General features: G+C 49.2%; 28 protein-coding genes. 14 read left to right on the top strand and 14 right to left on the bottom strand.

Going from position 1 to position 24,698, the window contains the following annotated elements:
* Nucleotides 1-45: 45 nt before the first annotated feature.
* Genes THICY_RS01620 through THICY_RS01605 form a run of 4 tightly spaced genes read left to right on the top strand, consistent with a single transcriptional unit; the run spans nucleotide 46 to nucleotide 4,046 of the window.
* Nucleotides 46-411, top strand: a complete 366-nt coding sequence (locus THICY_RS01620; RefSeq protein ID WP_013834872.1) for an amphi-Trp domain-containing protein — start codon at nucleotides 46-48, stop codon at nucleotides 409-411.
* Nucleotides 408-2,006 carry an aminoglycoside phosphotransferase family protein gene (locus THICY_RS01615; RefSeq protein WP_013834871.1) on the top strand — a complete coding sequence of 533 codons (1,599 nt, stop codon included), beginning with the start codon at nucleotides 408-410 and terminating at the stop codon, nucleotides 2,004-2,006. The genes THICY_RS01620 and THICY_RS01615 overlap by 4 nt, the downstream gene beginning before the upstream one ends.
* Nucleotides 1,993-2,916, top strand: coding sequence for a GAK system ATP-grasp enzyme (locus THICY_RS01610; RefSeq protein WP_013834870.1), 924 nt, complete (start codon nucleotides 1,993-1,995; stop codon nucleotides 2,914-2,916). Before THICY_RS01615 ends, THICY_RS01610 begins: the two co-directional genes overlap by 14 nt.
* 8 nt (nucleotides 2,917-2,924) lie before the next feature.
* Nucleotides 2,925-4,046: an HprK-related kinase B gene (locus tag THICY_RS01605; protein WP_013834869.1), complete on the top strand. Its 1,122-nt coding sequence runs from the start codon at nucleotides 2,925-2,927 to the stop codon at nucleotides 4,044-4,046.
* Nucleotides 4,047-4,059: 13 nt separating this feature from the next.
* Here the strand turns inward: THICY_RS01605 and arsJ are convergent, their stop codons facing one another.
* Complete coding sequence (gene arsJ / locus THICY_RS01600; RefSeq protein ID WP_013834868.1) at nucleotides 4,060-5,262, bottom strand: organoarsenical effux MFS transporter ArsJ; 1,203 nt, start codon at nucleotides 5,260-5,262, stop codon at nucleotides 4,060-4,062.
* Nucleotides 5,262-6,284, bottom strand: coding sequence for an ArsJ-associated glyceraldehyde-3-phosphate dehydrogenase (locus tag THICY_RS01595; RefSeq protein ID WP_013834867.1), 1,023 nt, complete (start codon nucleotides 6,282-6,284; stop codon nucleotides 5,262-5,264). The genes arsJ and THICY_RS01595 overlap by 1 nt, the downstream gene beginning before the upstream one ends.
* A 152-nt stretch (nucleotides 6,285-6,436) precedes the next feature.
* On the opposite strand from THICY_RS01595, the gene THICY_RS01590 reads away from it, so the two are divergent.
* The 3 genes from THICY_RS01590 to THICY_RS01580 are packed head-to-tail and all read left to right on the top strand — an operon-like array spanning nucleotide 6,437 to nucleotide 8,524.
* A complete protein-coding gene (locus THICY_RS01590; protein ID WP_013834866.1) occupies nucleotides 6,437-6,772 on the top strand; it encodes an ArsR/SmtB family transcription factor in 336 nt (111 codons plus the stop codon).
* Nucleotides 6,766-7,989: a YeeE/YedE family protein gene (locus tag THICY_RS01585; RefSeq protein ID WP_013834865.1), complete on the top strand. Its 1,224-nt coding sequence runs from the start codon at nucleotides 6,766-6,768 to the stop codon at nucleotides 7,987-7,989. The genes THICY_RS01590 and THICY_RS01585 overlap by 7 nt, the downstream gene beginning before the upstream one ends.
* 10 nt (nucleotides 7,990-7,999) lie before the next feature.
* The gene (locus THICY_RS01580) at nucleotides 8,000-8,524 is read left to right on the top strand and encodes a DsrE/DsrF/DrsH-like family protein (protein ID WP_013834864.1); all 525 of its coding nucleotides are present in this window, start codon (nucleotides 8,000-8,002) and stop codon (nucleotides 8,522-8,524) included.
* Here the strand turns inward: THICY_RS01580 and THICY_RS01575 are convergent, their stop codons facing one another.
* From THICY_RS01575 to ppk2, 3 genes are read right to left on the bottom strand one after another with little or no spacing between them, the layout of a single operon-like run.
* The gene (locus tag THICY_RS01575; protein ID WP_013834863.1) at nucleotides 8,525-9,682 is read right to left on the bottom strand and encodes an MBL fold metallo-hydrolase; all 1,158 of its coding nucleotides are present in this window, start codon (nucleotides 9,680-9,682) and stop codon (nucleotides 8,525-8,527) included. It abuts the gene before it with no gap.
* Between the two features lie 58 nt (nucleotides 9,683-9,740).
* A complete protein-coding gene (locus THICY_RS01570) occupies nucleotides 9,741-9,968 on the bottom strand; it encodes a hypothetical protein (protein ID WP_013834862.1) in 228 nt (75 codons plus the stop codon).
* 30 nt (nucleotides 9,969-9,998) lie between these two features.
* Nucleotides 9,999-10,793 (bottom strand): polyphosphate kinase 2, encoded by a 795-nt coding sequence (ppk2, locus tag THICY_RS01565; protein ID WP_013834861.1) that lies wholly within the window; start codon nucleotides 10,791-10,793, stop codon nucleotides 9,999-10,001.
* A gap of 127 nt (nucleotides 10,794-10,920) precedes the next feature.
* Here ppk2 and THICY_RS01560 point away from each other — a divergent pair, with 127 nt between their 5' ends.
* On the top strand, nucleotides 10,921-11,613 hold the full coding sequence (locus THICY_RS01560; RefSeq protein WP_013834860.1) for a YggS family pyridoxal phosphate-dependent enzyme: 693 nt from the start codon (nucleotides 10,921-10,923) through the stop codon (nucleotides 11,611-11,613).
* Here the strand turns inward: THICY_RS01560 and THICY_RS01555 are convergent.
* Together THICY_RS01555 and THICY_RS01550 are read right to left on the bottom strand one after the other, a co-directional pair.
* Complete coding sequence (locus THICY_RS01555) at nucleotides 11,610-12,950, bottom strand: type II toxin-antitoxin system HipA family toxin (protein WP_013834859.1); 1,341 nt, start codon at nucleotides 12,948-12,950, stop codon at nucleotides 11,610-11,612. The two genes, THICY_RS01560 and THICY_RS01555, sit on opposite strands and share 4 nt — an antisense overlap.
* The gene (locus THICY_RS01550) at nucleotides 12,940-13,230 is read right to left on the bottom strand and encodes a helix-turn-helix domain-containing protein (protein WP_013834858.1); all 291 of its coding nucleotides are present in this window, start codon (nucleotides 13,228-13,230) and stop codon (nucleotides 12,940-12,942) included. The genes THICY_RS01555 and THICY_RS01550 overlap by 11 nt, the downstream gene beginning before the upstream one ends.
* Nucleotides 13,231-13,511: 281 nt before the next feature.
* On the opposite strand from THICY_RS01550, the gene THICY_RS01545 reads away from it, so the two are divergent.
* Entirely contained in the window at nucleotides 13,512-14,843 is a 1,332-nt protein-coding gene (locus THICY_RS01545) for a dihydroorotase (RefSeq protein ID WP_013834857.1), read from the top strand.
* A gap of 10 nt (nucleotides 14,844-14,853) precedes the next feature.
* On the top strand, nucleotides 14,854-16,224 hold the full coding sequence (locus THICY_RS01540) for an NAD-dependent succinate-semialdehyde dehydrogenase (protein ID WP_013834856.1): 1,371 nt from the start codon (nucleotides 14,854-14,856) through the stop codon (nucleotides 16,222-16,224).
* Between the two features lie 9 nt (nucleotides 16,225-16,233).
* Here the strand turns inward: THICY_RS01540 and THICY_RS01535 are convergent, their stop codons facing one another.
* Both THICY_RS01535 and gcvH read right to left on the bottom strand, forming a co-directional pair.
* Nucleotides 16,234-17,433, bottom strand: a complete 1,200-nt coding sequence (locus tag THICY_RS01535) for a class I SAM-dependent rRNA methyltransferase (protein WP_013834855.1) — start codon at nucleotides 17,431-17,433, stop codon at nucleotides 16,234-16,236.
* Nucleotides 17,426-17,812 (bottom strand): glycine cleavage system protein GcvH, encoded by a 387-nt coding sequence (gcvH, locus tag THICY_RS01530; protein ID WP_013834854.1) that lies wholly within the window; start codon nucleotides 17,810-17,812, stop codon nucleotides 17,426-17,428. The genes THICY_RS01535 and gcvH overlap by 8 nt, the downstream gene beginning before the upstream one ends.
* A 123-nt stretch (nucleotides 17,813-17,935) precedes the next feature.
* On the opposite strand from gcvH, the gene ggt reads away from it, so the two are divergent.
* Nucleotides 17,936-19,621, top strand: a complete 1,686-nt coding sequence (ggt, locus tag THICY_RS01525; RefSeq protein ID WP_013834853.1) for a gamma-glutamyltransferase — start codon at nucleotides 17,936-17,938, stop codon at nucleotides 19,619-19,621.
* A gap of 9 nt (nucleotides 19,622-19,630) precedes the next feature.
* On the opposite strand, the gene folM is transcribed toward ggt, so the two are convergent.
* Entirely contained in the window at nucleotides 19,631-20,362 is a 732-nt protein-coding gene (gene folM / locus THICY_RS01520; RefSeq protein WP_013834852.1) for a dihydromonapterin reductase, read from the bottom strand.
* A 98-nt stretch (nucleotides 20,363-20,460) separates the two neighbouring features.
* Between folM and THICY_RS01515 the strand changes: the two genes are divergently transcribed.
* Genes THICY_RS01515 through THICY_RS01505 form a run of 3 tightly spaced genes read left to right on the top strand, consistent with a single transcriptional unit; the run spans nucleotide 20,461 to nucleotide 22,648 of the window.
* On the top strand, nucleotides 20,461-21,321 hold the full coding sequence (locus THICY_RS01515; protein WP_013834851.1) for a TIGR01777 family oxidoreductase: 861 nt from the start codon (nucleotides 20,461-20,463) through the stop codon (nucleotides 21,319-21,321).
* Complete coding sequence (gene mutM / locus THICY_RS01510; protein ID WP_013834850.1) at nucleotides 21,314-22,144, top strand: bifunctional DNA-formamidopyrimidine glycosylase/DNA-(apurinic or apyrimidinic site) lyase; 831 nt, start codon at nucleotides 21,314-21,316, stop codon at nucleotides 22,142-22,144. Before THICY_RS01515 ends, mutM begins: the two co-directional genes overlap by 8 nt.
* Before the next feature lie 27 nt (nucleotides 22,145-22,171).
* Complete coding sequence (locus THICY_RS01505) at nucleotides 22,172-22,648, top strand: hypothetical protein (protein ID WP_013834849.1); 477 nt, start codon at nucleotides 22,172-22,174, stop codon at nucleotides 22,646-22,648.
* Between the two features lie 11 nt (nucleotides 22,649-22,659).
* Here THICY_RS01505 and THICY_RS01500 read toward each other — a convergent pair whose 3' ends face one another.
* Genes THICY_RS01500 through THICY_RS01485 form a run of 4 tightly spaced genes read right to left on the bottom strand, consistent with a single transcriptional unit; the run spans nucleotide 22,660 to nucleotide 24,685 of the window.
* A complete protein-coding gene (locus THICY_RS01500) occupies nucleotides 22,660-23,265 on the bottom strand; it encodes an energy transducer TonB (RefSeq protein ID WP_013834848.1) in 606 nt (201 codons plus the stop codon).
* Entirely contained in the window at nucleotides 23,266-23,649 is a 384-nt protein-coding gene (locus THICY_RS01495; RefSeq protein WP_013834847.1) for a biopolymer transporter ExbD, read from the bottom strand.
* Complete coding sequence (locus tag THICY_RS01490) at nucleotides 23,650-24,006, bottom strand: biopolymer transporter ExbD (protein WP_013834846.1); 357 nt, start codon at nucleotides 24,004-24,006, stop codon at nucleotides 23,650-23,652.
* A gap of 16 nt (nucleotides 24,007-24,022) precedes the next feature.
* Nucleotides 24,023-24,685, bottom strand: coding sequence for a MotA/TolQ/ExbB proton channel family protein (locus THICY_RS01485; protein WP_013834845.1), 663 nt, complete (start codon nucleotides 24,683-24,685; stop codon nucleotides 24,023-24,025).
* Nucleotides 24,686-24,698 lie beyond the last annotated feature (13 nt).

Below are 24,698 nucleotides of genomic sequence, written 5' to 3'. Positions count from 1 at the left end.
TATTCAGGCTTTAAATTAAGCACTAGGTAATAAGGTAAGTCACCCATGAGTAAAAACGATAAATCCACAAAATCCAGTCCTAATGTGTTTGAGCACCAGTCATTGCAAAGCTTAGACGCCGTACTCGATTATCTAGACACCATTCGCGATGGCTTTAAACAAGGTCATCTTCAACTCAGCCAAGAAGACGATAAGGTCACCTTAACGCCAAAAGGCTTAACACGGGTCAAAATCAAGGCCAAACAAGCCAAACAGCATCAAGAAATTCGGATTACCCTCGCCTGGATTCCTGATGAAATAGCAGGCGAGCATGATCAAGCCGATGCTTTATTGTTAAGCAGCAAAGTAAGTCGCAAATCAAAGACGTCAAAAAAGACCAAGAAAAAACACACTGACCGAGATAAGGCATGAGACAACAAACTGTTACGCCGGATGCGCTCATTTTTTTATTTCTTGAGTTGCAAAAACAAGTCCAGTGGCTGCTGAAAGGCTTACAAAACAATGCCCCAGAGAGCATTAACAAAAGCCAAACACGAACGGCTTATATCAATAATTATCTCAACCAATTAGGTGCCGAACTTGCGACATTGTCCCAGCCCATTTCGTGGGCTCAACTCGGTTTCCATGGCCAGCAAGCCAGTCAACAGATTTCAACTCTCGCAAGACTGGCTCAAAGTAAATCGGTAAAAATCGAGGCATCAAAAGCGCGCCTTAAATCACTAAAAAATACATTAAGCTTAACCGACAGCCTATTACAATCATTGATTGAAACATTAAAACAACCTGGAACGCCGGTTACCTCCGTTAATCGAGTTAAAAGCCAGTTACATCAACTCGAGCTATTTTCTGTCAAACAACCTGACACTATAAACGAATATAAGTTAACCCTCTGTTTAGCCCAGTTAACAGCGCAACTGAGTCAGCTTGCTGAACGTATCACCCACTTACAGGTAGGAATCCATTCACAGCCAGAACAGCTGCGTGCCGTGCAAGCTACCCTAGCTCAAATAGAATCCGATACCCTGTCGACCGACACAAATGAGTTCCAATTGGAAACCCTCGCACATACCAAGTCCGGCTGCGTTATCAGCAAGGTCGCTGCTCAGCACGAACCCGGTGCGCCGCTAGGGGTCGTCAAACAAGGACAGCGGATCAAAATCAAACAAGAAAAAAACCAATTTGCGCGCTGGCAAGATTATGCACCAGACCTAGTGCCTGACCTTTATGGCTACCACCGTGACGGCGACCAAGCGGCATTATTCGTAGAGTTTTTAGATGGCATTCGACTCGACCACTGGCTCACCCAAGCAAAACCCAAAGGCTATTTAGCCAGCTTAGCACTCGTCTGCGAACGACTTGAGAGCCTATGGCTAAATCAATCTAAACCTCTACCCAAAGAGGGTGCATCCGGCTTTATGCCACAACTCGATGCCCGCTTAAACGATGTTTGGCATGTTCACGCCAATTTCAAAAAAGAATGGCACCAACTCGGCGCCCTAAAAGGCATTAAATTACGTCAATTAATCAAGCAAGCACATAAACTTGAACAAGAGTTAATGCCACAAAAACATTACTTTTGTCACGGTGATCTCAACTTGGACAATGTGTTATTTCGCCCTGACGACCAGCAAATCTTCCTGGTTGATTTGCATCGCTCCGGATACCATGACTACTTACAAGACATCGCGGTGCTTATGGTGTCGCACTTTCGATTACAAGTCTATGACACCGAACATCGCCAACTGATAGGTCAAAGTATGCGCCAACTTTATCAATTTGCGCAAAATTTTGCGGACTCGCAAGGTGACCCCTTTATACATCCACGCTTAGCCCTTGGTTTAGCACGCTCGTTTATCACCTCTACACGCTTTGTATTAGATGAAACCCATGCTCGAGCACTCTTTGACCGGGGGCGCTTACTATTAACATTATTGCTAGACTACGCCAGCATCAAAGACCCTGCCGACTTTCGGATAGATACGGAGATTTTTTATGGTCCCTACTAAGCTCTCACCACGACACCGTGATTTAAAAATTGCCGTCGTAGGCATTCCGGGCAAATGGTCTAGTGAGCTACTTGCTGACGCGCTGGCGGCACATACCGGGTTTAAGCTTATTATTGATTTAGGCGAGGTATCGGCCGATCTAACAAACAACCGCTTAATCTATCGCGGACAAGATCTAACTGAGCTGGATGCCCTAGTGATTAAAAAAGCCGCTACCCGTTATCACCCTGGCATGATTGATCGTTTAGAAATGCTACGGATTGCTGAAGCACAAGGGGTTAAGGTTTTCTCGTCTGCCGAAAAAATTATCCGTCTGGTTGATCGTCTCAGTTGTACAGTGGCATTACGCCAAGCGGATATACCCATGCCACAAACCCTGGTCACTGAAAATCTTGATGCGGCTTTAGAGGCGGTACACAGCCTTGGAGAGGTCATTCTAAAGCCGTTATTTTCAACTAAAGCGAAGGGCATGGTTTTATTATCAGCACAAACGCCTCTTAAAAAATTACGCGAACAATTGTTCGATTTTCAAAAAGAACAGGGTTTTTTTTATATCCAACAAAAAATCCATTTGCCCAATCAAGACTTAGGCTTGATGTTTTTAGGCGGCCAATACCAGGGCACCTATGCGCGAGTGAATCAAAAACACGCTTGGACAACCAGCACAGAAACCGGCGGCAAATATGCCCCAGCTGAACCCCAAGCTGAAACGCTAGCCATAGCAGAGCGCGCGCAAGCCGTGTTCAAATTAGATTTCACCACCGTGGATATGGCCGAAACAGCCGATGGACCTATGTGCTTTGAAGTCTCTGCATTTGGCGGCTTTAAAGGCGCTTACGATGCGCTAGGTATCAATATCGCCGAGCGATATGCCGACTATGTTATTCAACAACTGCAAGCAACAAAATAGCTGACCGCATGACGATAACGAACACCCCTAAAACCCAACTGATTAGCCTTAATGACTGGCAGTTGTTAATTCACAGCTATGACCCTGAATTACCGGCGCTACTCGCCGAATATTTTGGCGGATTAGTCAGCGATGACCAACAGGCGATACTTGCCTACCTGCAACAAGATTATGCAGCCATTCTAACCCTGCATTGCCGCCCTGCCCATCAGCTGGCTCAGCTTTATGCCTTACCCTGGCAGGATTGGCAACGCGAGCCTGGCAAACAAGGGCGAAAAGAAGCCATTTATGATCTCAGTCCCAATGATCGTTTAATCTACAAGGTGCGCACAGGATTAATCTTTTGGCAACATCCCACCCAGCTACGCGCACTGGGTGACTTGTTGGCCCATCCTAATCAAGTGATTAATTTTATTCTCAGCCAGTATCTGAGCTGGCGGTTGAATCAAAGTAGCTGTGATAACAGCGCCTTACTCGGGCATTGTGCCGCCTTGCACTACCGCAATTACGGCATTGCTATTGCTGGATTTTCAGGTGGGGGTAAATCTACACTCATGTTGCATCTGCTGCGCGAAGGCGATGCCTTTATTAGCAACGACCGCGTTGTGTTGCAACGTTGTCATCAACAAAATTCGAGTGAAAACCCAATCACTTGTTACGGCATTCCGAAACAACCCCGGGTTAACCCAGGCACGCTACTCAACAACCCCGCGTTAAGCGGCATTTTGCCCGATCCAGAGCCTTATGCGGCACTAAGCGAGTCGGCATTGCGTGCGCTGGAAGAAAAATACGACGTCATGGTGGCTAGACACTTTCCAAAGCAACCCTATCAGACTAGCACCGCGCTTGATCTACTGATTATTTTGGATTGGCAGACGAACTCCAGCGAACCGACGCAATTGGTACCGCTCAATATCCACGCCGAACCGAAATATCTATCGGCGATTATGAAACCCGCCGGCCCGTTTTACCAAGACGCACAAGGTAGAACGCCCACACAAGCGCAAAGTCCTAATCCACAAGATTATTTACAGCTATTGCAAAACGGCACCATCCTGCGCTTAACCGGCAAGGTTGATTTTGATGCCGCCAAAGTCGCGATTGATACCTTCATAGCCAACCAACATTAGCCAACCCACATAATCAAGCAGGCTTATTTACATCAGGCTTTTTAACATCCATCTTAATTACCACCAGGCCTGCTATTAACACAAACAGCGCCGAAATCGCTAAACAGGCTTCCATTCCCGCTACCTGATACACATAACCGGATAACAGGGTTCCAACCAAACGGCCAGCCGCATTGGCCATGTAATAAAAACCGACATCTTTAGACGTGCCATCGTGACTCGCAATCGACACGATTAAATAGGAATGCACCGCTGAATTGAGCGCAAACAACACCCCAAATATCAATAGCCCAACGACGATGACCGTTTGTGGCGCCCAATCTAGCAGCAAAGCCATCACCAGCGGTACGCCAGCCAAACTCAGCGCTAACAATCGTGCGGTACCGGCACTGGGATTTTTACCCGATTTCCAGCCGGTCAGTTTCGGTGATAAGGCTTGCACGATCCCATAGCCGATCACCCAGAGCGCCAAATAGGCACCCACATAGGTGTGACTCCATTCTAATACCGACACCAAAAACACCGGTAAAGCAACTACAAACCAAACATCGCGGGCACCGAACAAGAAAAACCGCGCGCCTGACAGCCAATTAAGCTGGGGATTCTTAGCAAACATTTCATCAAACTTTGGCTTGTTTTTGGCTTTGCCCAGCCGCCCATCCAACAGCAACATGGAAATCACTAAAAACACTGTCAGTACACTCGCCATAATCCACATAGCGACCGCAAAACCGACCCAAGCTAACAACAGCGCGCCCACAAAAAAACCCACCCCTTTCAAAGCATTTTTAGAGCCGGTTAACAGCGTCACCCAGCGATAAAGCTGGCCGGATTGATCGGAAGCGAGATTCTTAATCGCGCTTTTGGCACTCATTTTATTTAAGTCTTTCGCAATGCCCGACAAGGCCTGCGCAATCATCACATAAACCACACCGAGCCATTCAGCAGGTACGGTCAACATCAGCAAAGCGCCCACCTGCAACGCCAAGCCAATGTTCATGGTGACATTCAAACCCCAGCGTGCGCCTAACCAGCCGCCGACGAGATTGGTGACGATGCCAAAAAACTCATAAAACAAAAACAGCAACGCGATTTCTAGCGGGCTGTAACCCAACTGCCAAAAATACAGCACCACCAACATCCGCAGCGCGCCATCGGTAATGGTGAAGGCCCAGTAATTACCGGTTACTAGGCCATATTGTTGCAAGGGACTCATTAGCAGGCCTGGTTCAATTTGGCGGCTTTAATCGCCAATTCCACCCAACGCGCGACATAGCCGACTTCGTTGTCATACCAAGCCAACACCTTTACTTGAGTGCCATTGACTACCAGGGTAGATAAGCCATCGATCACCGACGAGCAACGCTCACCCTCATAATCTGCCGATACTAAAGGGCGCATTTCAAGACCTAAAATCCCTTGTAAATAACTTTGTGAGGCTTGCTCAAACAGGCCATTGACCTCCGCCACACTGGTGTCACGATCCATCTCCATCACCAAATCGGTTAGCGAGGCGTTCATAAATGGCACCCGCACCGCCAGGCCATTTAATTTGCCGTTAAGCTCCGGAAAAATTGTGCCAATTGCGGTTGCCGAGCCGGTGGTGGTGGGAATTAGCGATTGAAAACTGGCGCGAGCGCGACGTAAATCGGCATGACCATGGTCTACCACCTTTTGGGTATTGGTGAGATTATGCATGGTGGTAATGGTGCCGTGTTTAATACCAATCTGTTCATGCAGCACCTTAATGACTGGCGCAATGCAATTGGTGGTACAGGATGCACCGGTAATAATCGGATCTTGTCCGGGCACAAAAATATCATCGTTAATGCCCATCACAATGTTTTTAATGCCTTCCTTCATCGGTGCCGCAACAACCACCTGCTTAACGCCCTGATCTAAATAGGCTTGCAAGCTGGCCAGGGTTCTAAATTTACCGGTCGCTTCCAGCACCACATCCAATGCCATTTCACCCCAAGCGGTATCTTCAATCGCCTTGTTCATCGAATAGCCAATCACCTGCCCCGCCACTTCAATCGACTGGCCATCGGCACTCGGCTTGGCTTCATGCCACCAGCGCCCGTGCGCGGAATCAAAATTCATCAAGTGCGCCGAACTGGCCGCGTCACAAGCGGTTTCATTAATGTGCACCACTTCAACATCGTTGATTTCGATTAAATCCCGCAAGGCTAAACGCCCCATACGTCCAAAGCCATTAATTGCAACACGAATTGTCATATGTGTCCTTTCCGAAGTTTTAATTTGTGATAAGTTGGTTTGACTGCCTGGGCTTCGCTATAATTAATAAAAAGACAACTCAAGCGAGCAAGCAATCCATATATGCCTAAACAAATATTAACCGATTTAACCAATCTACGGGTTGCATTTTTATGACAACATCTAAGCTAGCTTTACAGCAATTGGCGGCGCACGGCAAAGTACTCAGTGACCCGGTGCGCCTGCGCTTGCTAACGCTTTTAGCCAGTCAACCAAGCTTGTGCGTCTGTGAATTAGTTAGCGCGACCAAATTGGGGCAAAGTCTCGTATCACGCCATTTGGCCTATCTAAAACGTCACGGTTGGGTCACGGCTAATCGCCATGGAGCATGGATGCACTATCAGCTGGTTTTGCCCTTACCACTGCCCATTGAAACCTGGCTAGATGCTTGGCAAACACATCCTGACTTCGCCGCCGATTTTTCCCGTCTGAGCCAACCGGTATGTTAGCTAACGTAATTTCGAAATGGCGCTTGCACTATAGCCTAGGACGCCAAATCAGTTTAGTCGGCTTTGTAAGCTTGATATCACTCGTATTAATCTGGCTAACTTTGCAGGGTGCTTGGGTGTCAGCCGGCCTGCTGATGATAGGCATGGGCTTAGGCGCGACCTTAAATTACTTTGTATTTGGTTTTAGTAGCAGTTGGCGCAAATCGATTTTAGAAGGCAACACACTCGGCGCACGAGCACAGGTGATTATGCTGGCGGCCGCGCTGTTGTTGTTCAGCCCGCTGATTTGGCTAGGACAGATGGGCGATACCCCCTTTCAGGGTCTGATTCGCCCCGCCGGTTGGTCGGTCATTTTGGGGGCATTTTTGTTTGGTATCGGTATGCAACTGGCCAGTAATTGTTCCTCCGGCACGCTGAATCGGGTGGGCCAATTACAAGCCTTACCCTTGGTAGCTTTAGTAATGATGTTTATTGGTGGCGTATTTGCAGCCTATACCTTCGGTTATTGGGATGCGTGGCCAGTAATAACACCCTGGTCCTTTACTCGCGATGCGGGCTTAGCAGGCCTGGTTATCAGCCTGCTGATACTCGCTGGACTTTATGCCTTGCTAATCCGCTACGAACGCCACCGCACCCAACAACTCACCCAACTGCTCAGCTGGGAACGCAAATTGGGCGCTCAAGGCTATGACAACCCCAAACGTGCCGGACAACTAGTCTTAGCAGGTCTGCTGCTGGCTGGACTGAGTATGCTCATTTTTATTTTGGCTGGCCAGCCCTGGTCAGTGGCGTCGGTCTTTGCACTTTGGCCATTTAAGTTGGCCGAATGGTGGGAACTGCATACCGGCTGGACATTATTCGATTGGTCATTTTGGGAAATTGCTGGGCATTATCAAGACCGCGTGGCTCGGCCAGTATGGTTAGATTCCGTCAGCATGACCACGCTTGGGGTGATACTCGGTGCGCTGGTCGTTACGTTATTTCAACCCAAACCGGTTAACAGTTTACCCGCAGGACAACAACCCATTGGTTATTATGCCCTCGGTGGCTTTTTAATGGGCCTAGGCGCGATGCTCTCTTATGGCTGCAATATTGGCGCACTGTTTAGCGGCATTGCCTCGGGGAGCTTGCATGGCTGGCTCTGGTTATTCGCCGCCCTGTTAGGCAATTGGCTTGCTTTACTTTGGCTTAATCGACACGCCCGCCAACCATCATAAGGATACTCAGATGACCGAGCAACAAGACCAACGTGAACAACTGACAATTATTCAAACCAAAGGCTCGCTGGATTGGGCTTACCCGAGTCTGATTCTTACCAGCACGGCTCGCACACTGGACCAAGAAGCGCATATTTTCTTTAGCTACTACGGCATCCGTTGCCTGCTCAAAGACACGCGCAGTTTACTCGTTTCGCCAGTTGGCAATCCCGCCATGCCGATTCGCTCACCGATTGGCTCGGCAGGTTTTAAAGCCATAGATTGGCGCGGCTACACCCCGGACTTGCTTTGGGCGCTACCCGGCATGACCCGCCTAGCCACCTGGGCGTTTAAACAACAATTGGCCAGCCACGGCCAACTGCCCTTTGAAGAAATGCGCGAATTGTGTTTAGACCTGGGCGTTAAAATGACCGCCTGCCAAATGAGCATGGAGCTATTAGGATTTAAAGCCGAGGATTTAATTAGCGGCATTGAATTTGCCGGAGCGGCCAGCTATCTCGCTGACTCAGCCCGACAACAAAGCTTGTTTATCTAGCTATTCATCAGCTAGAGTAGGATCGCTGACCTGCCCGGTGGTGATTTCATCAAACACACTTAGGGCATTGCGTAAAAACAACTGGCTATACATCGGGCGATCCTGATAGTCTGGCATAGCCACGTGCTGAGCCAAATCTTGCCGCGCGACCCCGTTGGCAATCGCTTGCTTAACCACCGCTTCCAAATCTTTAAAATAATCATAGGTTTGGCGGGTCAACTCGGTCAAATTCGTCGCGCCACCATGACCAGGAATCACCAGTAGATTGTCGAGATCACTCGAATGCGTAGTCACATAATCCACCATGCGCTCAAACGACGCTAACCATTCGCTATATGACGAACCATGTAGCAGGCCTGGTAAGCGCTCAACAAAGCCCAAATCGCCGGTAAATAAAATATTCTTACTGGGAATAAACGCCCCGGTCATGGTTGGCGTATGACCACCGCCAAAATTGACCAAATGCACTTCATCACCACTACCTTCATTAATAATTAACCGATCTTCAAATCGCGTGTAGCGATCGGCCACATTGCGCACCGGCTGAATCAGCAACGGGCCATATTCACTGACCCGTTGCACGGCACGATCAAAGCCACGCGTTTGCCAGAAATCCGCCGCCGCCTGCTCGCTGTAAAGATTACGCACCCCAACATCCATCCAATAGCTGGCGCCCAAATTGGCATGAGACTGGTAATTTTCAATCGCCAACCATTTGATCGGCATACTCGTGTGGCGTTGTAACTTTTGATGAAAGCTATAGGCAACCGCAGGATTCGATCCGGTGTTATACACAAAAATACCGGACTCCAACTCAACCGCGGTAATATTGTTATTTAAACCAAAATTTTCCAGCGTGCCCCACATCAACGCACCTTTGACAAAGAACACCCCTGGAGCGACCTGCTCAATCGCTGGAATCGGCAACACTCGACCAATATAGCCGTGCTGTTGTAATAAACGCTCATGCTGAGAAGCATAGTTTAAGATGGATTGTGCTAAAGCCGAATCACCCAACTGGGAGGCATAGTGTTTAAAGCCACGCGACCACTCATCCTCATAGGGCGATTGCGCTTGCGCTATTGGGGTCGTTAGCAGGCCTGCTGCTAGGGCGAAAATGACGCCTGAGTTGGCTTTTCGATAGATTTTTCGAAGCATGATGTATTCCTGTTTATTATTATCCCAACATCATACCCGATGACCTGCCGAATCCCCACTAATCTTCGGTGCGGCTGGCGCGCTTGCGCATTTTTTTCGCAACACCTTCTAGCTCTTTTGAAAACTCATGATAGGCATCGGAATGCACCACTTCCATCGCGGCATCAATCAGCAACTCGAGCTCTGCAAAATGCTCATCAGTAATCGTTTCAAGCTGAGGGGCATCCAGCATAATTTTAAATCGCTCTACCACTTCTTTGGCGTGACCTTTCATTTTGAGTGTCATTATTTATTCCTTTATGGACATTCACCATCATTAATCGTCTTGAAAAATATCATCACCACTCGATAATATCAAAGGGTCTGGCGCACCAACCACCGCTTCATCTTTGCCATCATAGGGTAGGCTATTTAAAATAAAACGCATACAGGCCAAACGCGCCCGTTTTTTATCATTGGATTTAATCACCGTCCACGGACATTGATTGGTATTGGTGTAAAAGAACATATCCTCTTTGGCCTTGGTGTAATCGTCCCAGCGATCTAAAGAAGCCAAATCCATCGGCGATAACTTCCACTGCTTTAACGGATCATTTTTACGTCCGGTAAAACGGCGTAACTGCTCTTTGCGCCCAACCGAAAACCAAAACTTCATCAAAATCACACCATCGGCAACCAGCATCCGCTCAACTTCCGGCACCTGGTGCATAAACTGGGTATATTGTTGCGGTGTTGCGAAACCCATCACCCGTTCAACGCCGGCTCGGTTATACCAAGACCGGTCAAACAGCACGATTTCGCCTTGCGTTGGCATATGTTCTAAATAACGCTGAAAATACCACTGACCTTTTTCACGCTCATTGGGTTTGTCCAAGGCCACCACTCGTGCGCCACGCGGATTCAAATGCTCCATCACCCGCTTAATGGTGCCACCCTTACCCGCCGCATCGCGCCCTTCAAACAACATCACAATTCGCTGGTCGGTTTCCTTAACCCACTTTTGCATTTTGAGTAACTCGATTTGCAAATCACGCTTCATGGCCTCATAGTCGTCACGGCCCAATTTATCATCATAAGGATAATTACTTTCACTGGATTTAACTTGCTTCACACACACTCCTTACCATCTTGTTTAAACTTATTTATTGCATAATTTAAGCTTAACAACTCAGCGCCGATTGCGCCAAACAAAATAATTAATCGGCTAGAATTAACCCAGTGAATGAAAAGGAAATACCATGTCGCCACAAGATTATGCCCACAACCTTGCCCAAGTTAATCAGCGCATTCAGCAGGCCTGCTTAGCGGCGGGTCGCCCAGCGACAAGCGTTAGCCTGCTCGCCGTCAGTAAAACCCAGCCCGAAAGCGCCGTTGCCGCGTTTCTCGCATTAGGGCAAACCGCGTTTGGTGAAAACTACCTGCAAGACGCACTACCCAAAATAACCGCACATCCCGATGCGCAGTGGCATTTTATTGGCCCCATTCAATCCAATAAAACCAAACCGATTGCCGAACATTTTGACTGGGTAGAAAGTGTCGACCGCTTAAAAATTGCCCAACGCTTAAGTGATCAACGCCCGAGTGACAAACCCGCATTGAATATTTTGTTGCAAATTAATATCAGTGAAGAAGCCAGTAAATCGGGATTTTTACCGAATGAACTCATGGCTGTTGCACAAGAGATTGCGCAATTACCAGGCCTGGTGATTCGAGGCTTAATGGCGATTCCCGCCGCAACCGATGACCCTGTTGCCCAGCGCCAACCCTTTGCACACATGCGCAGGCTGTTTGAACAACTGCAACAAACCCTGCCCAACCAACCGATCGACACGCTATCGATGGGCATGTCTGGCGACCTAGAAGCCGCTATTTTAGAAGGCAGTACCCAAGTTCGAATCGGCACCGATTTGTTTGGCGCGCGCCGAATCTAGAATGTGACCATATTTCTACGCTGATTCAATGTCTTAGCAATGGCAGATATTGTCGTTTTACTAACACCTTGTTGCTGTGCAAGCCAACTAAACTGGCTGATGGCTTCTGCCACGTCTTCAATGACTTGCTTTGCCTCATGCCAATTCGCAAAACCGGCACCTATAGCCAGTTTTTGCATCGCTTTAATCGGCGGCGCTTTACCATATCCCCCAAATGCGGTGGCGTGTTCGTTAAATGGATGTGGGCTGTAGGTTACATCGTAAAAGGGTGCCGGATTCCATTGACCATCGTCCGCTTGCAAAAACGCCCAGTTTTTACTGTGGTCGTCTTGGTTAGACGACAGCAGGTTAAAAATGGCGCGGCGAAATTGCAGTTGTCCAGCAGCTGGGGATTTACACAGCTGACGGCTGGCTTTGATTAAGTCAATGTAATCTAAACTTGGCGTTCGAAAGTCGGCACCCAGCAGCCCGCAGGCGCTGTGCATATGCAAGCGACCCGAACTGGGTTTACTGCCTGAATCAGTGTTCTCAACGACATAATCAAAACGCTTAAGCGCCAGCCACGCAGCCGCACCGCTTGTATGCGGCGCTTCAATGAGTTGCCAGTGCGGTGGTTGACACTTAGCCTGCTCGGCCATTTGCAAATAAACCGCCTCACACAAACCTTCTTCATGCCCGAGCGCGAGATTTTTCGAGGTAAACTTAATTAGCCAGGCCTCATCACCTGGCTGTGCATAGGTTCGACAATGCTGGACTTCCCCAGCAGGCATATAAATCTGCGCCTTGGGCCTTGCCCCACCCGAACTACCGCCGGCGACTAATGCGACCAACACCTGTTGAGTATGCCCATCTAACTCATCGTGGTTGTCGTCTATATAATCTGACATTGAAGCATCGAACAACGTTTGCGCTTCTAAGCCCAAAGTTGCTAAATCAATATCCACAAGTGTCGTGGCTGAAAACTCAGACACCGGAGCAAAAGACAATGCTCCCATGCCTTTATCACCGACAAAAGCCAGCCGGTCCATCGCCGTTAATTGATTCGGCAGGATGCCTTTTTGCCGGAAAATACGATCTTGTAACAGCATGCCCCAGCCGTCGGGCAGACAATCCGCAAATACGCCATGCAGGCCTTGATGCGGCTCTTTAGGTGCGGCTTGTACTTGCGTATGCGCTTGCAAGGTAAAAGGGGACAAATTGCCAAATTGCTGCAAATAGCTGTCTGCATACTGAAAAAAAACGCCTTGCCGATTCTGCGCCAAGACCCCTACAGTGACCTGCTCACCTGAGCTTAACCTACGAGTTACCCTGAGTTTTTGAATGGGTTTAAAACTCATCTTTTAGCACCTCATCAATGCTAGAGGGTGTAGTGATGCGCGCGTTGTTAGATTGTGTGAGCTGATAAAGCCTATCCAATGAGTCGAGGGTCTGCCAAAGCAACAGCAATTGACGAAATGAAATTTGCCCAGTCAGCTCAAATTTCTTAATGGTGGCCGCAGGTACGCAGCTTCTCTCTGCCAGTGCCGCGCGTGAAAGCTTTGCGCGTTGACGTAACTCACGCAAATAAGTCGCATAGGCTTGGCTTACATCGGTATCATCAAGTAAAATAAAATTCATCCGGCAACAACTAAATGGACACAGTTATATCCATTATAGCCTAATAAAACTAAAATTAGATGCTATGGTGTCTATTTTTTAATAAGGCATGGAAATGTTCAATGATAGTTGGTAGCGCTATTGACTCCATACTTTCGGCTTGTTTTAGGATCGTAACAATTTTACTTGTGTCGTTCAAAGGTAGGTTTACGACGACCTCTATTCAAACCATAGGCACGGATGACGAGTTCTTGTTAAACTAGTCATCCATTGCTTAATAGCTGATAACTGACGAGGTTCCCATGTCACGCACTCTAATAAAAAACGCCAGGATAGTTAACGAAAACACCCAGCAAGTTGCTGATGTACTGATCGAAAATGGTCGCATTGCCCAAATAGCGCCGCAGCTTCATATTAAAGCCGAACTTGAAATCAATGCCGAAGGCTTGCATCTGTTACCCGGCATGATTGATGATCAAGTGCACTTTCGGGAACCGGGTATTACCCACAAAGGCGATATCGGCACCGAATCACGCGCCGCGATTGCTGGCGGCACCACCAGTTATATGGAAATGCCCAATGTAAACCCGCCGTCAGTATCCGTTGAAGCACTGGAAGCCAAGTATGCGATTGGCGCGCAAAAATCCTGGGCCAACTATTCGTTTTATCTGGGCGGCACCAATGACAATGCCGACGAAGTCGCCAAGGTAAACCCCAAAAACGTCTGTGGCGTAAAAGTTTTTATGGGCTCGTCCACCGGTAATATGTTGGTGGATCAAGAAACTGCCCTGCGCGCGATTTTTAGTAACAGCCCGATTATTATCACCACCCACTGCGAAGACACGCCGATGATTAAAGCCAACGAAGAGGCGTTCCGCGAAAAATATGGTGACGATGTACCGATGAGCGCGCATCCGATTATTCGTAACCGCGAAGCCTGCTATAAATCGTCCGCTATGGCCGTCAAACTGGCACAAGAAACTGGTGCGCGCCTGCATATTTTGCATATCACCACCAAAGAAGAACTCGACCTATTCACGCCCGGTCCGCTAGCGGATAAAAAAATTACCGCGGAAGCCTGTGTGCACCATTTATGGTTTACCGATGGCGATTACGACACCAAAGGCTCGTTGGTGAAATGTAACCCGGCGGTAAAAACCCAAGCCGATCGTGATGCGATTCGCCAAGCGGTGATTGATGGCCGCATTGAAGTGATTGCCACCGACCACGCGCCGCATACTTGGGACGAAAAACAAAACAGCTATTTCAAAGCACCCGCAGGCCTGCCGCAAGTGCAACAGTCCTTGAGCGCGCTGCTCGACCTGTATCATCAAGGCGTGTTTACACTGGAACAGATTGTGGACCGCACCTCACACAATGTTGCGCGCCTGTTTGAGATTCAAGATCGCGGCTTTATTCGTGAAGGCTATTGGGCGGATTTGGTGCTGGTTGATCTCAACAAGCCACATACCGACACCAAAGCAAACAATTTATACAAATGTCAGTGGTCGCCCTGGGAAGGTCACACCTTTAAATCCAGCGTGGTCAAAACCCTGGTGAATGGTCGTGTCATGTATGACCAAGGGCAGTTTGCCGAGTTTGTGCCGGGCCAACGCTTATTATTTAATCGCTAAGGAGGCGCCTATGGCATTGCAATCCATTAACCCAGCAACCGGTGAAAAACTGGCCGAATTTGAAGCTTGGGACCAAGAGCGCTTGGACTTAGCGATTCGTCGTGCTAACGCCGAATTTTTGGAATGGTCGCAACGCACATCACTGGCCACCCGTTGCGAACTGATCAAAAATGCCGGCAAAATTTTGCGCGCACAACAAGATGAACTGGCCAAACTCATTACCCTGGAAATGGGCAAATCCATTAATGAAGCCAAAGCAGAAATTGAAAAATCGGCCTGGGTGTGTGATTTTTATGCCGAACACGGACCAAAATTTTTGGCCGACGAGCCGATTGCAACCGATGCCAGCAAAAGCTATATCTGTTACCAGCCGCTGGGCCTTGTTTTGGCAGTGATGCCGTGGAATTTTCCATTCTGGCAGGTGTTTCGTTTTGCCGCGCCGGCTTTAATTGCCGGCAACATCGGCTTGCTCAAGCACGCGTCCAATGTGCCGCAATGCGCCCAAGCCATTGAACGTATCTTTATTGAAGCAGGCCTGCCCGCCAGCGTTTTCACCAATTTAATGATTGGTTCGGATAAGGTTGAAAGCGTAATTCGCAGTCGCTATGTGCGCGCGGTCACCTTAACCGGTAGCGAGCCGGCTGGGCGGAAAGTAGCGGCGATTGCTGGTGAAGAATTGAAAAAAACCGTGCTAGAACTCGGCGGTTCCGATGCCTTTATTGTGATGAGTGATGCCGATATTCCGGCGGCAGTAGAAGCCGCGGTTACCAGCCGTTATCTGAACATGGGCCAAAGCTGTATTGCCGCGAAACGGTTTATTGTTGATACCTTCATTTACGAAGACTTTATTACCCGGCTTAAAACCGCGGTCGAATCCCGGTTTGTTGAAGGCGATCCACTGGATCCAGCAACGACTCTATGCCCAATGGCGCGCCAAGACTTATTGGATGAGTTGCATCAACAGGTGCAAACCTGTGTCGATTATGGCGCACGTTTAGTGACCGGCGGCTATCAACTGGATCGCCCTGGTTGCTATTATGCGCCAACGATTTTGGCCGATATTTCCAGTGCCATGCCGGCTTATCATGAAGAATTTTTTGGTCCCGTTGCGTTAATTTTTAAAGCCAGCGAACCGGCGCACGCGGTCGGTCTGGCTAATGCGACTCAGTTTGGTTTGGGGGGGTCGGTTTGGTCTAGCGATGGTGCGACCGCTGAAACCATGGCGCTACGAATGGAGTCAGGGGCGTGCTTTGTGAATGGCATGACCAAGTCTGATCCTCGCCTACCCTTTGGCGGCGTCAAAAACTCCGGCTATGGTCGCGAACTGTCTTATCACGGCATTCGCGAATTTACCAATATCAAATCGATTTGGATTAAATAGCTTGGAGTTTTACCACTTGGGCGCAACGCGGAAAAACAGAGTTTTTAAATACTCGGTTTCCGGAATCGCTGGGTGAATCGGATGATCGGGCGCTTGTCCGGCTTGATCAAATAAGGTGACGGTGCGATCCAGGTGACTGGCCGCGGCTTGCACCTGGCTAATCAAGGTCGCACGCGGCATATGATGCGAGCAGGACGCCGATACCAATACGCCATTGGGCACTAATAACCGCATCGCCAATTCATTAACCCGCCGGTAGCCCTCTGAGCCCGCTTTAAAATCTTTTTTACGCTTAACAAAAGCCGGCGGGTCAACGATGACCACATCAAACTTTTCGCCCTCGGTGGCCAGTGCCGTCAGTACTTCAAACGCATTACCTTGGTAACTGGTCACTTTATCGGCCACACCATTGCGTTCGGCATTCAGATGCACACCGTCTAAGGCCGCTTCGGAGGCATCGACACAAGCCACTTCGCTCGCACCGGCTACCGCCGCTAACACGCCCCATCCGCCCAAATAACTGAACACATCCAGCACGCGCTTACCCGCCACCAATTCGGCACAACGCGCACGCCCCGAACGATGATCATAAAACCAGCCGGTTTTTTGACCACCTAAACCGGGCACCACAAAATTCACGCCGTTTTCAATCAACGTGACCTGCTCGGGCAGCTCGCCATAGGCTAGGGCTTGATAGCGCTCTAATCCTTCCAACTCACGGCTGGCGGTATCATTACGCCACACCACGGCTTGTGGATGATAGAGATTAATCAACACTTGTAAGATATCGTCTTTACAAGCTTCCATACCGGCGGTGGTAATTTGGACGACAAACACATCGTTAAAACGATCAATCACCAGGCCTGGTACACCATCACTTTCGCCAAATACCAAACGATAATAAGGTTGGTCATAATTGAGTTCGCGTAAAGCTTGCGCTTGCTGAAAGCGCTTTTTGAAAAAGGTCATGCCTAGCTGATGCTTGGTATCACGACTAAACACCCGCGCACAAATCAAGCTATTGGGATTGACATACGCAAGTCCCAGCGCTTTGCCATTACTGGCTTCCACAATTACCTGCTCACCGGGGGCAAAGGCTTTTAGGGGCGTAAGTTGGGTATCCACTTCATTACTAAATACCCACATATGGCCTTGTTTGATGCGACGCTCTTCGTTTTTCTTTAGGCGCAGGGCCTTTAAATCAGCCATCAATTTCTGCCTGATAGTCGTCTGCGGTATATAAATCCTCTAATTCGCTCGCATCATCAGGCTTGATCTTAAATAACCAGCCGGCATCATAGGGTTCATCATTCACCAACTCCGGCTCATCCTCTAATGCTTCATTAACCGCAACAATTTCACCACTAATCGGCGCATGAATGTCTGAAGCCGTTTTAACCGATTCAAGCACCATAATATCATCACCGGCGCTGACACTCTCACCCACTTCTGGTAAATCAGCGTTCACCAAATCGCCCAACGACTCTTGCGCAAAGTCAGTAATCCCGACCACGGCTAAGCCCGTTTCATCAATATAAACCCATTCATGGGTAACGCAGTATTTTAGGTGTTCAGGTAGTCGGCTCATATTAGCATTCCACTATTTAAAGTTGCTATGTAAAAAAAATTTTAGCTATTATAACGGAGCTCGCCGCTTAAATCAGTATTGCAAGCCGGCTTCTGTCACACATCTGGTCAAAAGGTTTTAATTATGCGCTTTTATAAAGCCTCGCTCTTTCATATCGGCATCCTTTTTTTATTAGCCATGTCATCCGCGCACGCCTATCAGCACGCGGTCGCGATGCCCGACAGCTACTCGGCCAAGGTGGCACAACAGATACTCGACCGAGGTGGCAACGCGGTCGATGCCGCGGTGGCCGCGTCTTTTAGCTTAGCGGTAACCTATCCGGAAGCAGGCAACCTCGGTGGTGGTGGCTTTATGCTGATGCGCGTGCACCATCACGACTGGTTTTTAGATTACCGGGAAAGCGCGCCAGCCGCCGCACACCGCGATGTGTTTTTAAATGACGAGGGTAATGTCATCCCCTTTGCTTCGCTGTTAGGGCCAAAGTCCAGCGGCGTTCCAGGGCAAGTGATGGGCTTGTGGCAGGCGCATCAACGTTTTGGTCATTTGCGTTGGCAAGAAGTGTTAGCGCCGGCGATTGCATTAGCCGAACAAGGCTTTGTGATTTCGCCAGATCTGGTCGAGGTCGCCAGCTGGTACAGCGGTTGGTCCAGTGACAAGGGTTATACCAATAATTTTAATACCTATTTTGGCAATTTGGTGGTTGGCGAACGCTTAGTTCAACCCGAACTGGCGGCAACTCTTAAGCGTTTGGCTCGCGATGGCGTGCGTGAGTTTTACCACGGTGAAACCGCCGATTTAATTGTCGCGCATCAACAGCAGATTGGCGGCTTGATTACCCATCAGGACCTAGCAAATTATCACGCGATTTGGCGAGAACCTTTGAGTGTTGACTGGCAAGGCAAACGCGTCGTCTCGGCACCGCCCCCCAGCTCCGGTGGTGTTGCGCTAATTCAACTGCTGCAGATGGCCGAACAGCATCAAAACCCACTGCAGACCGAATCTCACAACTCCGCGCAGTACATTCACATTTTGGCCGAGCTGAAAAAACGCGCCTATGCCGACCGCGCCGAATACTTGGGCGACAGTGATTTTGTGACGGTGCCGATCGAAAAATTGCTTGATCCGGCTTATAGCCAACAGCGTGCTGACGAAATTAATCTCAACCAACCGAGCGATACCGAAGCGGTTGCACCAGGCCTGGGGCCTTGGCAGGAATCCGAACAAACCAGCCATTTTTCTATCGTCGATCGCTGGGGCAATGCCGTTGCCAGCACCTTTACCCTGAATATGCCGTTTGGTAATGGTTGGGTGGTGCCAGGTGCGGGGTTTTTGATGAATAATGAAATGGATGATTTTTCTGCTAAACCGGGCGTGCCGAATTTGTACGGTGTGATCGGTAATGATGCCAATGCCATTGCGCCCAACAAGCGGATGCTGTCTTCGATGAGTCCAACACTGGTGATCGCGGATCAAAAAATTGATGCCGTACTTGGCACGCCTGGCGGCTCGACGATTATCACCAGCGTGTTTCAAACACTGTTAAATTGGTACTGGTTTGATATGCCCTCGCAACAGGCGATTGATGCCACCCGAGTGCACCATCAACTTTGGCCTTCTCAACAAATTGGCTTTCACCCGAGTCTTGATGAAGATACCCAGCAACAATTGCGTGACATGGGCTATCAAGTCGAGGCACGACGCTTTTTTGGCGATATGCAGGTGATTAAGCGTCAAGCCGATGGCACCTTAGAAGCCGCATCGGATCAACGGGGTCGCGGTGAAAGTCGTGTGTGGCCGCAACCGCAATAGTTGTTGCGGCTACTTATTACTATCTAGGCGCTGGCCAACCAAGCGGCTACCGCCATCTAAGGACATAATCGTGCCGGTGGTGTAGGGGCTGTCCAACAAATAATCCACTGCTTGGCACAATACCTCGGCGCCCGGCTCCATAGGCAACAATAAGCGATCAAAACGGGCTTGACGATACTCGGCACTATCTTGCGGATGAAAGGTTAACAATGCTGGGGCAATCGCATTGACTTTGACCGCTGGCGCAAAGGCCTGCGCAAACGACAGGGTCATGTTTTCTAGTGCTGCTTTGGTGGCCATATAGGCAATTTTCGCCGGATGCCCTTGCACAACGCGCGCATCTGAAATACTGATAATGTCTTTGTTCGGCCCGTCACAGGCTTGTAACAACGGCAAGCAGGCCTGGTTCAACTCATAGGGCGCCCGCACGTGCACATCAAACTGTTTTTGCAGCGCATTCGGCTCGGAATCCGGCCACCAGAGCGACGCATTATGAATCAGCGCACGCATACTGCCCACCTGCTCCGTTAAACGCGACATTAAGCTCGCTACCGCATCGGCTTGGTTAAAATCGACCTGAAAACCGACCGCACCCGCATCCAGCAAAGCCTCTACGCCGGGTTTACGGGTACGATAGGTAAAGACCAGAGGGTAATCGCCTTGTGCTAACAGATGCTGCGCCAGAGCCAGCCCAATCCGTTGACCTGCGCCCGTAATCACAATTGCCTGTTCGAGTTTCACACTGCCTCCTGATTCCCTTCACAATTTAAACTATAATAAATGAAACAGAATTCTACTGTGTTGGCCTATCGCATAAAAGCGCAAAAAAGGAACAGATCATGAAGATTGTTATTCTCGGCGGCACCGGATTTGTAGGGAAACACCTAGCAAAACATTTATCCCAGCAAGGGCACCAGGTAACTGCGCAAGGGCGCTCGGCGTTCAAAGACCTCGATCACCTAACCCAGCTGATTGATGAACAAGACGTGGTGATACAACTGGCGGGCGCGAATATTGGCGAGCGCTGGAATGAAGCCTATAAAAAAGAACTCTATGACAGCCGTATCACAACCAGCGGCCTACTCAAAAAAGCCTTAGAAAAAGCCAACCAACCCCCACAACGTATTTTAGCGGCATCAGCGATTGGCATTTATCCACAACGCCCCTGCGGCCAACCGCTCGACGAACAATGCACGGATATAGACCCCGGGTTTTTAGGTCATCTTGGCCAGGCCTGGGAAATGGCCAATGCGCAACTGAGTCCCACGCCGCTGATTATGCGTTTTGGTGTCGTGCTAGGGCTTGATGGCGGTGCTTTAGCGAAAATGCTACCCGCGTTCCGTTTAGGCGGTGGCGGACCGGTCGCCGGTGGTCAGCAGTGTTTTAGTTGGATTCATATCGACGACCTGGTGGCGGCCATTAGCTGGGCGATTAACCACCCCGAACTGCAAGGGCCGATCAATATGTGCGCACCACAGCCACTGACTCAAGCCGAATTTGGCCGCGCCTTGGCGCATGCGTTAGGTCGCCCATTTTGGCTACCTATGCCCGAATTTGCGCTTAAGATGTTGTTTGGGGAAGGTGCGCAAGTGCTAACGCATAGCAGTTGTGTTGTGCCCTCGCGGCTGACCGAACTGGGCTTTCAATTCAAATACGCCGATGCCAAATCGGCATTAAGCCAGTTGGTTCGTCGTGCCTGAATTACCCGAGGTTGAAACCACCCTACGGGGTATTGCACCCAGCTTGACCGGTCAAACCGTTGCCGCCCTTCAGGTTCACCAAGGGCGCTTGCGTTGGCCAGTACCCACTGAATTGACCGAAAAATTAGCCCTGCAACCATTGTTGCATTTACGTCGCCGTGCCAAATACCTGCTGTTGGATTTTCCGACCGGCACGCTAATTATTCATCTGGGCATGTCGGGCTCGCTGCGGATTTTGCCGGTCGATACGCCGCGCAAAAAGCATGACCATATTGATTTAATCACCACCCAGGGACAAACCCTGCGCTACCACGACCCTCGGCGGTTTGGCGCTTGGTTATGGACCGAAGACACGGCGGAAAACCACCCACTGCTTAACCACCTCGGCCCCGAACCCTTAGACGATGCTTTTGATGCGAACTGGCTATTGCAACAGGCCAAAAACCGCAAAATACCGCTAAAAACACTGATTATGGATAATAAGGTGGTGGTTGGCGTGGGTAATATTTATGCCAATGAATCGTTATTTTTAGCAGGCCTGCACCCGAATATGGCCGCCAAAGATTTAAACTCGACGCAAGCCGAACGCTGGGTGATGATTATTAAACAGGTATTGGCGAAGGCCATTGAACAAGGCGGCACCACCCTGCGCGACTTTTACAATGCCGATGGACAAGCCGGGTATTTTAAACAGCATCTCTATGTTTATGGTCGCACTGGTCTGGCCTGCCAAGTTTGTGGCACGCGGCTAGAAAAAATGATTATTCAACAACGCGCCAGTGTGTTCTGCCCACAATGCCAACCCCTCATTACCAAACGCTAAAGAATACTTAACCAAGGATACTTAACCATGCCTGCTTTATCCGTTCACCTAACACGACTTCAACCACTCGCTGTAATGCTAGGCCTTGCGTTCGGTTTAGGCTTGCTGACGGCGTGCAGTGATTCCAATCAAGGCCCCAGCTGGCCGTTATTAACCGACTGTGACCTGCATCAGCAGGCCTGCCGCCACCAACAGAATAGTCAACAAGTTAACCTAAGCCTAAGCCCGCAACCGGTACCGATTGCACGACCTATTAACGTTCAAGTCGAACTAGCAGGTTTTGAGGATGTGAGCAAAATCGAGCTGGATATCGCCGGCATTAATATGTATATGGGCTATAACCGGGTTAACTTAAGTGCGGATACTGCTGACCTTTACACAGGGCAAACGATGCTCGCATTTTGCACCAACGAGGTGATGCAGTGGCAAGTCACCGTGCTCGTTCATGACCATGCCGGTCTGGTTACCCAAATCCCCTACCTACTGGAAACGCGCAATCGTTAATTGCCCAGTATTTAGCGTCTTGAACTGGTTACATACTCAAAATTAAATTCGCTGTCTTCTTGGTTCGGCGACGCCGGAAAAGGTGCCGCGCGACGAATATGATCCATGGCTAACTGATCGAGTCGCGCATCCCCTGAGCTACGAATGACTCTCAAGTCGAGAATTTGACCCGTGGGTGACAAGACAAACCGTAATTGGGCACGCCCTCTAAGATGATATGGCACCTGCGGGGTTCGCTGTATTCTTAATAAAACCTGGCGCGTATAGCTGAGTACCTCAGGTGAAAATTGATCCAGCCGTTGCTCTTCTGAAGGTTCTGGTTCTGGCACGGGTTCTGGCACGGGTTCTGGCACGGGTTCTGGCTCTGGCTCTGGCTCTGGCTCTGGCTCTGGCTCTGGCTCTGGCTCTGGCTCTGGCTCTGGCTCTGGCTCTGGCTCTGGCTCTGGCTCTGGCTCTGGTTCAATAATCGCCAGATCAATGATGGTTACGCTCGTTTCAACCGGCGAGGATGGCGGATACTTAGAACGTAAAACATCCCATAACAGAAAAACCCCAACATGAATCGCTACTGACAAAAAAACCGCCGTAACCAGCCATCTCCATCGGCGCTTGGTCATTTAAGAAGTCTCAACAACAATCACCAACTTCTGAACGCCATAGTCACGTAACAGTGTCGCAAAACGCATCAGGTCTGGTGCTAAAACATCGCGATCAGGTAGTAAGCGCACATACGCTTGCTCAGCAACGAGGTCAGGTAATTCGTCTAAAGCCACTTCGTTTTGATGATAATAAATTCGCCCATCCTGGGTTAAAATTAAAGACGGAATAGGCGACTCTGATTCAAGTTCTGCCAGGGTAATGGGGTTAATTGCAACGGCCCTCGGAGACGCAATAGTGCCGCTTACAATAAAAAAGATGAGCAACAAAAAAATGATATTAATCAATGCCACTGTCGATTCAAGCGGTTTTCTCTGCAAGGTATTTAGTCGACGAAGGTTCATTTAAAAGGCCTCAACTAAACGTGGCTGCCAACCTTTAACCTGGCCAATTCTCGCCATTAACTCAACCAGAGTTTGGGCGTTTACACTATCATCAAACGATAATAAAACGATACCTTGCTCCGTTTGCTGCAACATAGCTAATAGCGCTTCTATCGTTATAATGTCTTGTTCAAGCCTCAGAATATCGCCAGACACCTGCACCAACAGCGTTGTTTGCAATGATACGGTTTCAAGGGAGTGCGTGTCAGCGATGCCTGCCATATTAAATGCAATCGCCGCCTCACGGTTAAAGCTAGTGGTTAACATAAAAAATAACAGTAATAGAAAAATGACATCAATTAATGATGTCAGCGACATCCGCCTTCTACGAAAACTAAGCCGATTTGTCATCATGGGCCTGCGTTTCCAAGGGCGAACATAAACCGATATCAATCAACTGCATGGCCAGTTGGGACTCTCTTGCAACGCGCGACTCAAACCAGGTTAACACCATCGAAGTAGGCATCGCTACCGCAAGACCCATCGCCGTTGTTAATAGCGCCACCCATATCCCACCAGCTAATTCAGCGGCATCAACATTTGAACCCCCTGACTGCAGGGCTTGAAAGGCCACTATCATACCAAGCACGGTACCAAATAAACCCACTAATGGCGCCAGTTGAACTACCGTATCCAGAAAACGAAAGCCGGATTGTAGCCTGGCCAATAGCATTTCGGCCTCACCCGTTAATCGACCCCGCCAAGATTCAACCGCATGTTGTTGTTTAGCTTTTAGTACATTGGTTATCAACGGCTTCATATAATGCTGGGTCGCGGATAACTTTTCAGCCGCTTGCTGATCAGCGCCACGATCTATCAGCATGATGATGTCAGCAATCATTTGTTGTTGACCAACACCCCATTGCCTAAATCGAAACATTGTCAAAAAAATAACCGTCATGGTTACAATCGACAATGCAATCAATATCGCAACAACGGGGCCACCCAGAGTGACAAAGGTCAGTGCGTGTTCAACCCCTTGGTGCCATAGGTTCATAGCGAATATCCCT

This window comes from Thiomicrospira cyclica ALM1 (assembly GCF_000214825.1).
GTDB lineage: Bacteria > Pseudomonadota > Gammaproteobacteria > Thiomicrospirales > Thiomicrospiraceae > Thiomicrospira > Thiomicrospira cyclica.
Note: the sequence above shows the minus strand (reverse complement) of the source record. Positions and strands in the feature narration are given on the sequence as shown.

Coding starts and splice junctions, on each gene's coding strand:
- THICY_RS01585 (WP_013834865.1), top strand. CDS start 6,766: ATGTTAGCTAACGTAATTTCGAAATGGCGCTTGCACTATAGCCTAGGA.
- THICY_RS01605 (WP_013834869.1), top strand. CDS start 2,925: ATGACGATAACGAACACCCCTAAAACCCAACTGATTAGCCTTAATGAC.
- THICY_RS01620 (WP_013834872.1), top strand. CDS start 46: ATGAGTAAAAACGATAAATCCACAAAATCCAGTCCTAATGTGTTTGAG.
- THICY_RS01595 (WP_013834867.1), bottom strand. CDS start 6,284: ATGACAATTCGTGTTGCAATTAATGGCTTTGGACGTATGGGGCGTTTA.
- THICY_RS01490 (WP_013834846.1), bottom strand. CDS start 24,006: ATGTCGCTGACATCATTAATTGATGTCATTTTTCTATTACTGTTATTT.
- THICY_RS01495 (WP_013834847.1), bottom strand. CDS start 23,649: ATGAACCTTCGTCGACTAAATACCTTGCAGAGAAAACCGCTTGAATCG.
- THICY_RS01570 (WP_013834862.1), bottom strand. CDS start 9,968: ATGACACTCAAAATGAAAGGTCACGCCAAAGAAGTGGTAGAGCGATTT.
- THICY_RS01535 (WP_013834855.1), bottom strand. CDS start 17,433: ATGGCTGATTTAAAGGCCCTGCGCCTAAAGAAAAACGAAGAGCGTCGC.
- THICY_RS01580 (WP_013834864.1), top strand. CDS start 8,000: ATGACCGAGCAACAAGACCAACGTGAACAACTGACAATTATTCAAACC.
- ggt (WP_013834853.1), top strand. CDS start 17,936: ATGCGCTTTTATAAAGCCTCGCTCTTTCATATCGGCATCCTTTTTTTA.
- THICY_RS01550 (WP_013834858.1), bottom strand. CDS start 13,230: ATGAATTTTATTTTACTTGATGATACCGATGTAAGCCAAGCCTATGCG.
- THICY_RS01500 (WP_013834848.1), bottom strand. CDS start 23,265: ATGACCAAGCGCCGATGGAGATGGCTGGTTACGGCGGTTTTTTTGTCA.
- THICY_RS01575 (WP_013834863.1), bottom strand. CDS start 9,682: ATGCTTCGAAAAATCTATCGAAAAGCCAACTCAGGCGTCATTTTCGCC.
- THICY_RS01515 (WP_013834851.1), top strand. CDS start 20,461: ATGAAGATTGTTATTCTCGGCGGCACCGGATTTGTAGGGAAACACCTA.
- arsJ (WP_013834868.1), bottom strand. CDS start 5,262: ATGAGTCCCTTGCAACAATATGGCCTAGTAACCGGTAATTACTGGGCC.
- THICY_RS01545 (WP_013834857.1), top strand. CDS start 13,512: ATGTCACGCACTCTAATAAAAAACGCCAGGATAGTTAACGAAAACACC.
- THICY_RS01540 (WP_013834856.1), top strand. CDS start 14,854: ATGGCATTGCAATCCATTAACCCAGCAACCGGTGAAAAACTGGCCGAA.
- THICY_RS01615 (WP_013834871.1), top strand. CDS start 408: ATGAGACAACAAACTGTTACGCCGGATGCGCTCATTTTTTTATTTCTT.
- gcvH (WP_013834854.1), bottom strand. CDS start 17,812: ATGAGCCGACTACCTGAACACCTAAAATACTGCGTTACCCATGAATGG.
- THICY_RS01590 (WP_013834866.1), top strand. CDS start 6,437: ATGACAACATCTAAGCTAGCTTTACAGCAATTGGCGGCGCACGGCAAA.
- THICY_RS01560 (WP_013834860.1), top strand. CDS start 10,921: ATGTCGCCACAAGATTATGCCCACAACCTTGCCCAAGTTAATCAGCGC.
- THICY_RS01610 (WP_013834870.1), top strand. CDS start 1,993: ATGGTCCCTACTAAGCTCTCACCACGACACCGTGATTTAAAAATTGCC.
- THICY_RS01505 (WP_013834849.1), top strand. CDS start 22,172: ATGCCTGCTTTATCCGTTCACCTAACACGACTTCAACCACTCGCTGTA.
- THICY_RS01485 (WP_013834845.1), bottom strand. CDS start 24,685: ATGAACCTATGGCACCAAGGGGTTGAACACGCACTGACCTTTGTCACT.
- THICY_RS01555 (WP_013834859.1), bottom strand. CDS start 12,950: ATGAGTTTTAAACCCATTCAAAAACTCAGGGTAACTCGTAGGTTAAGC.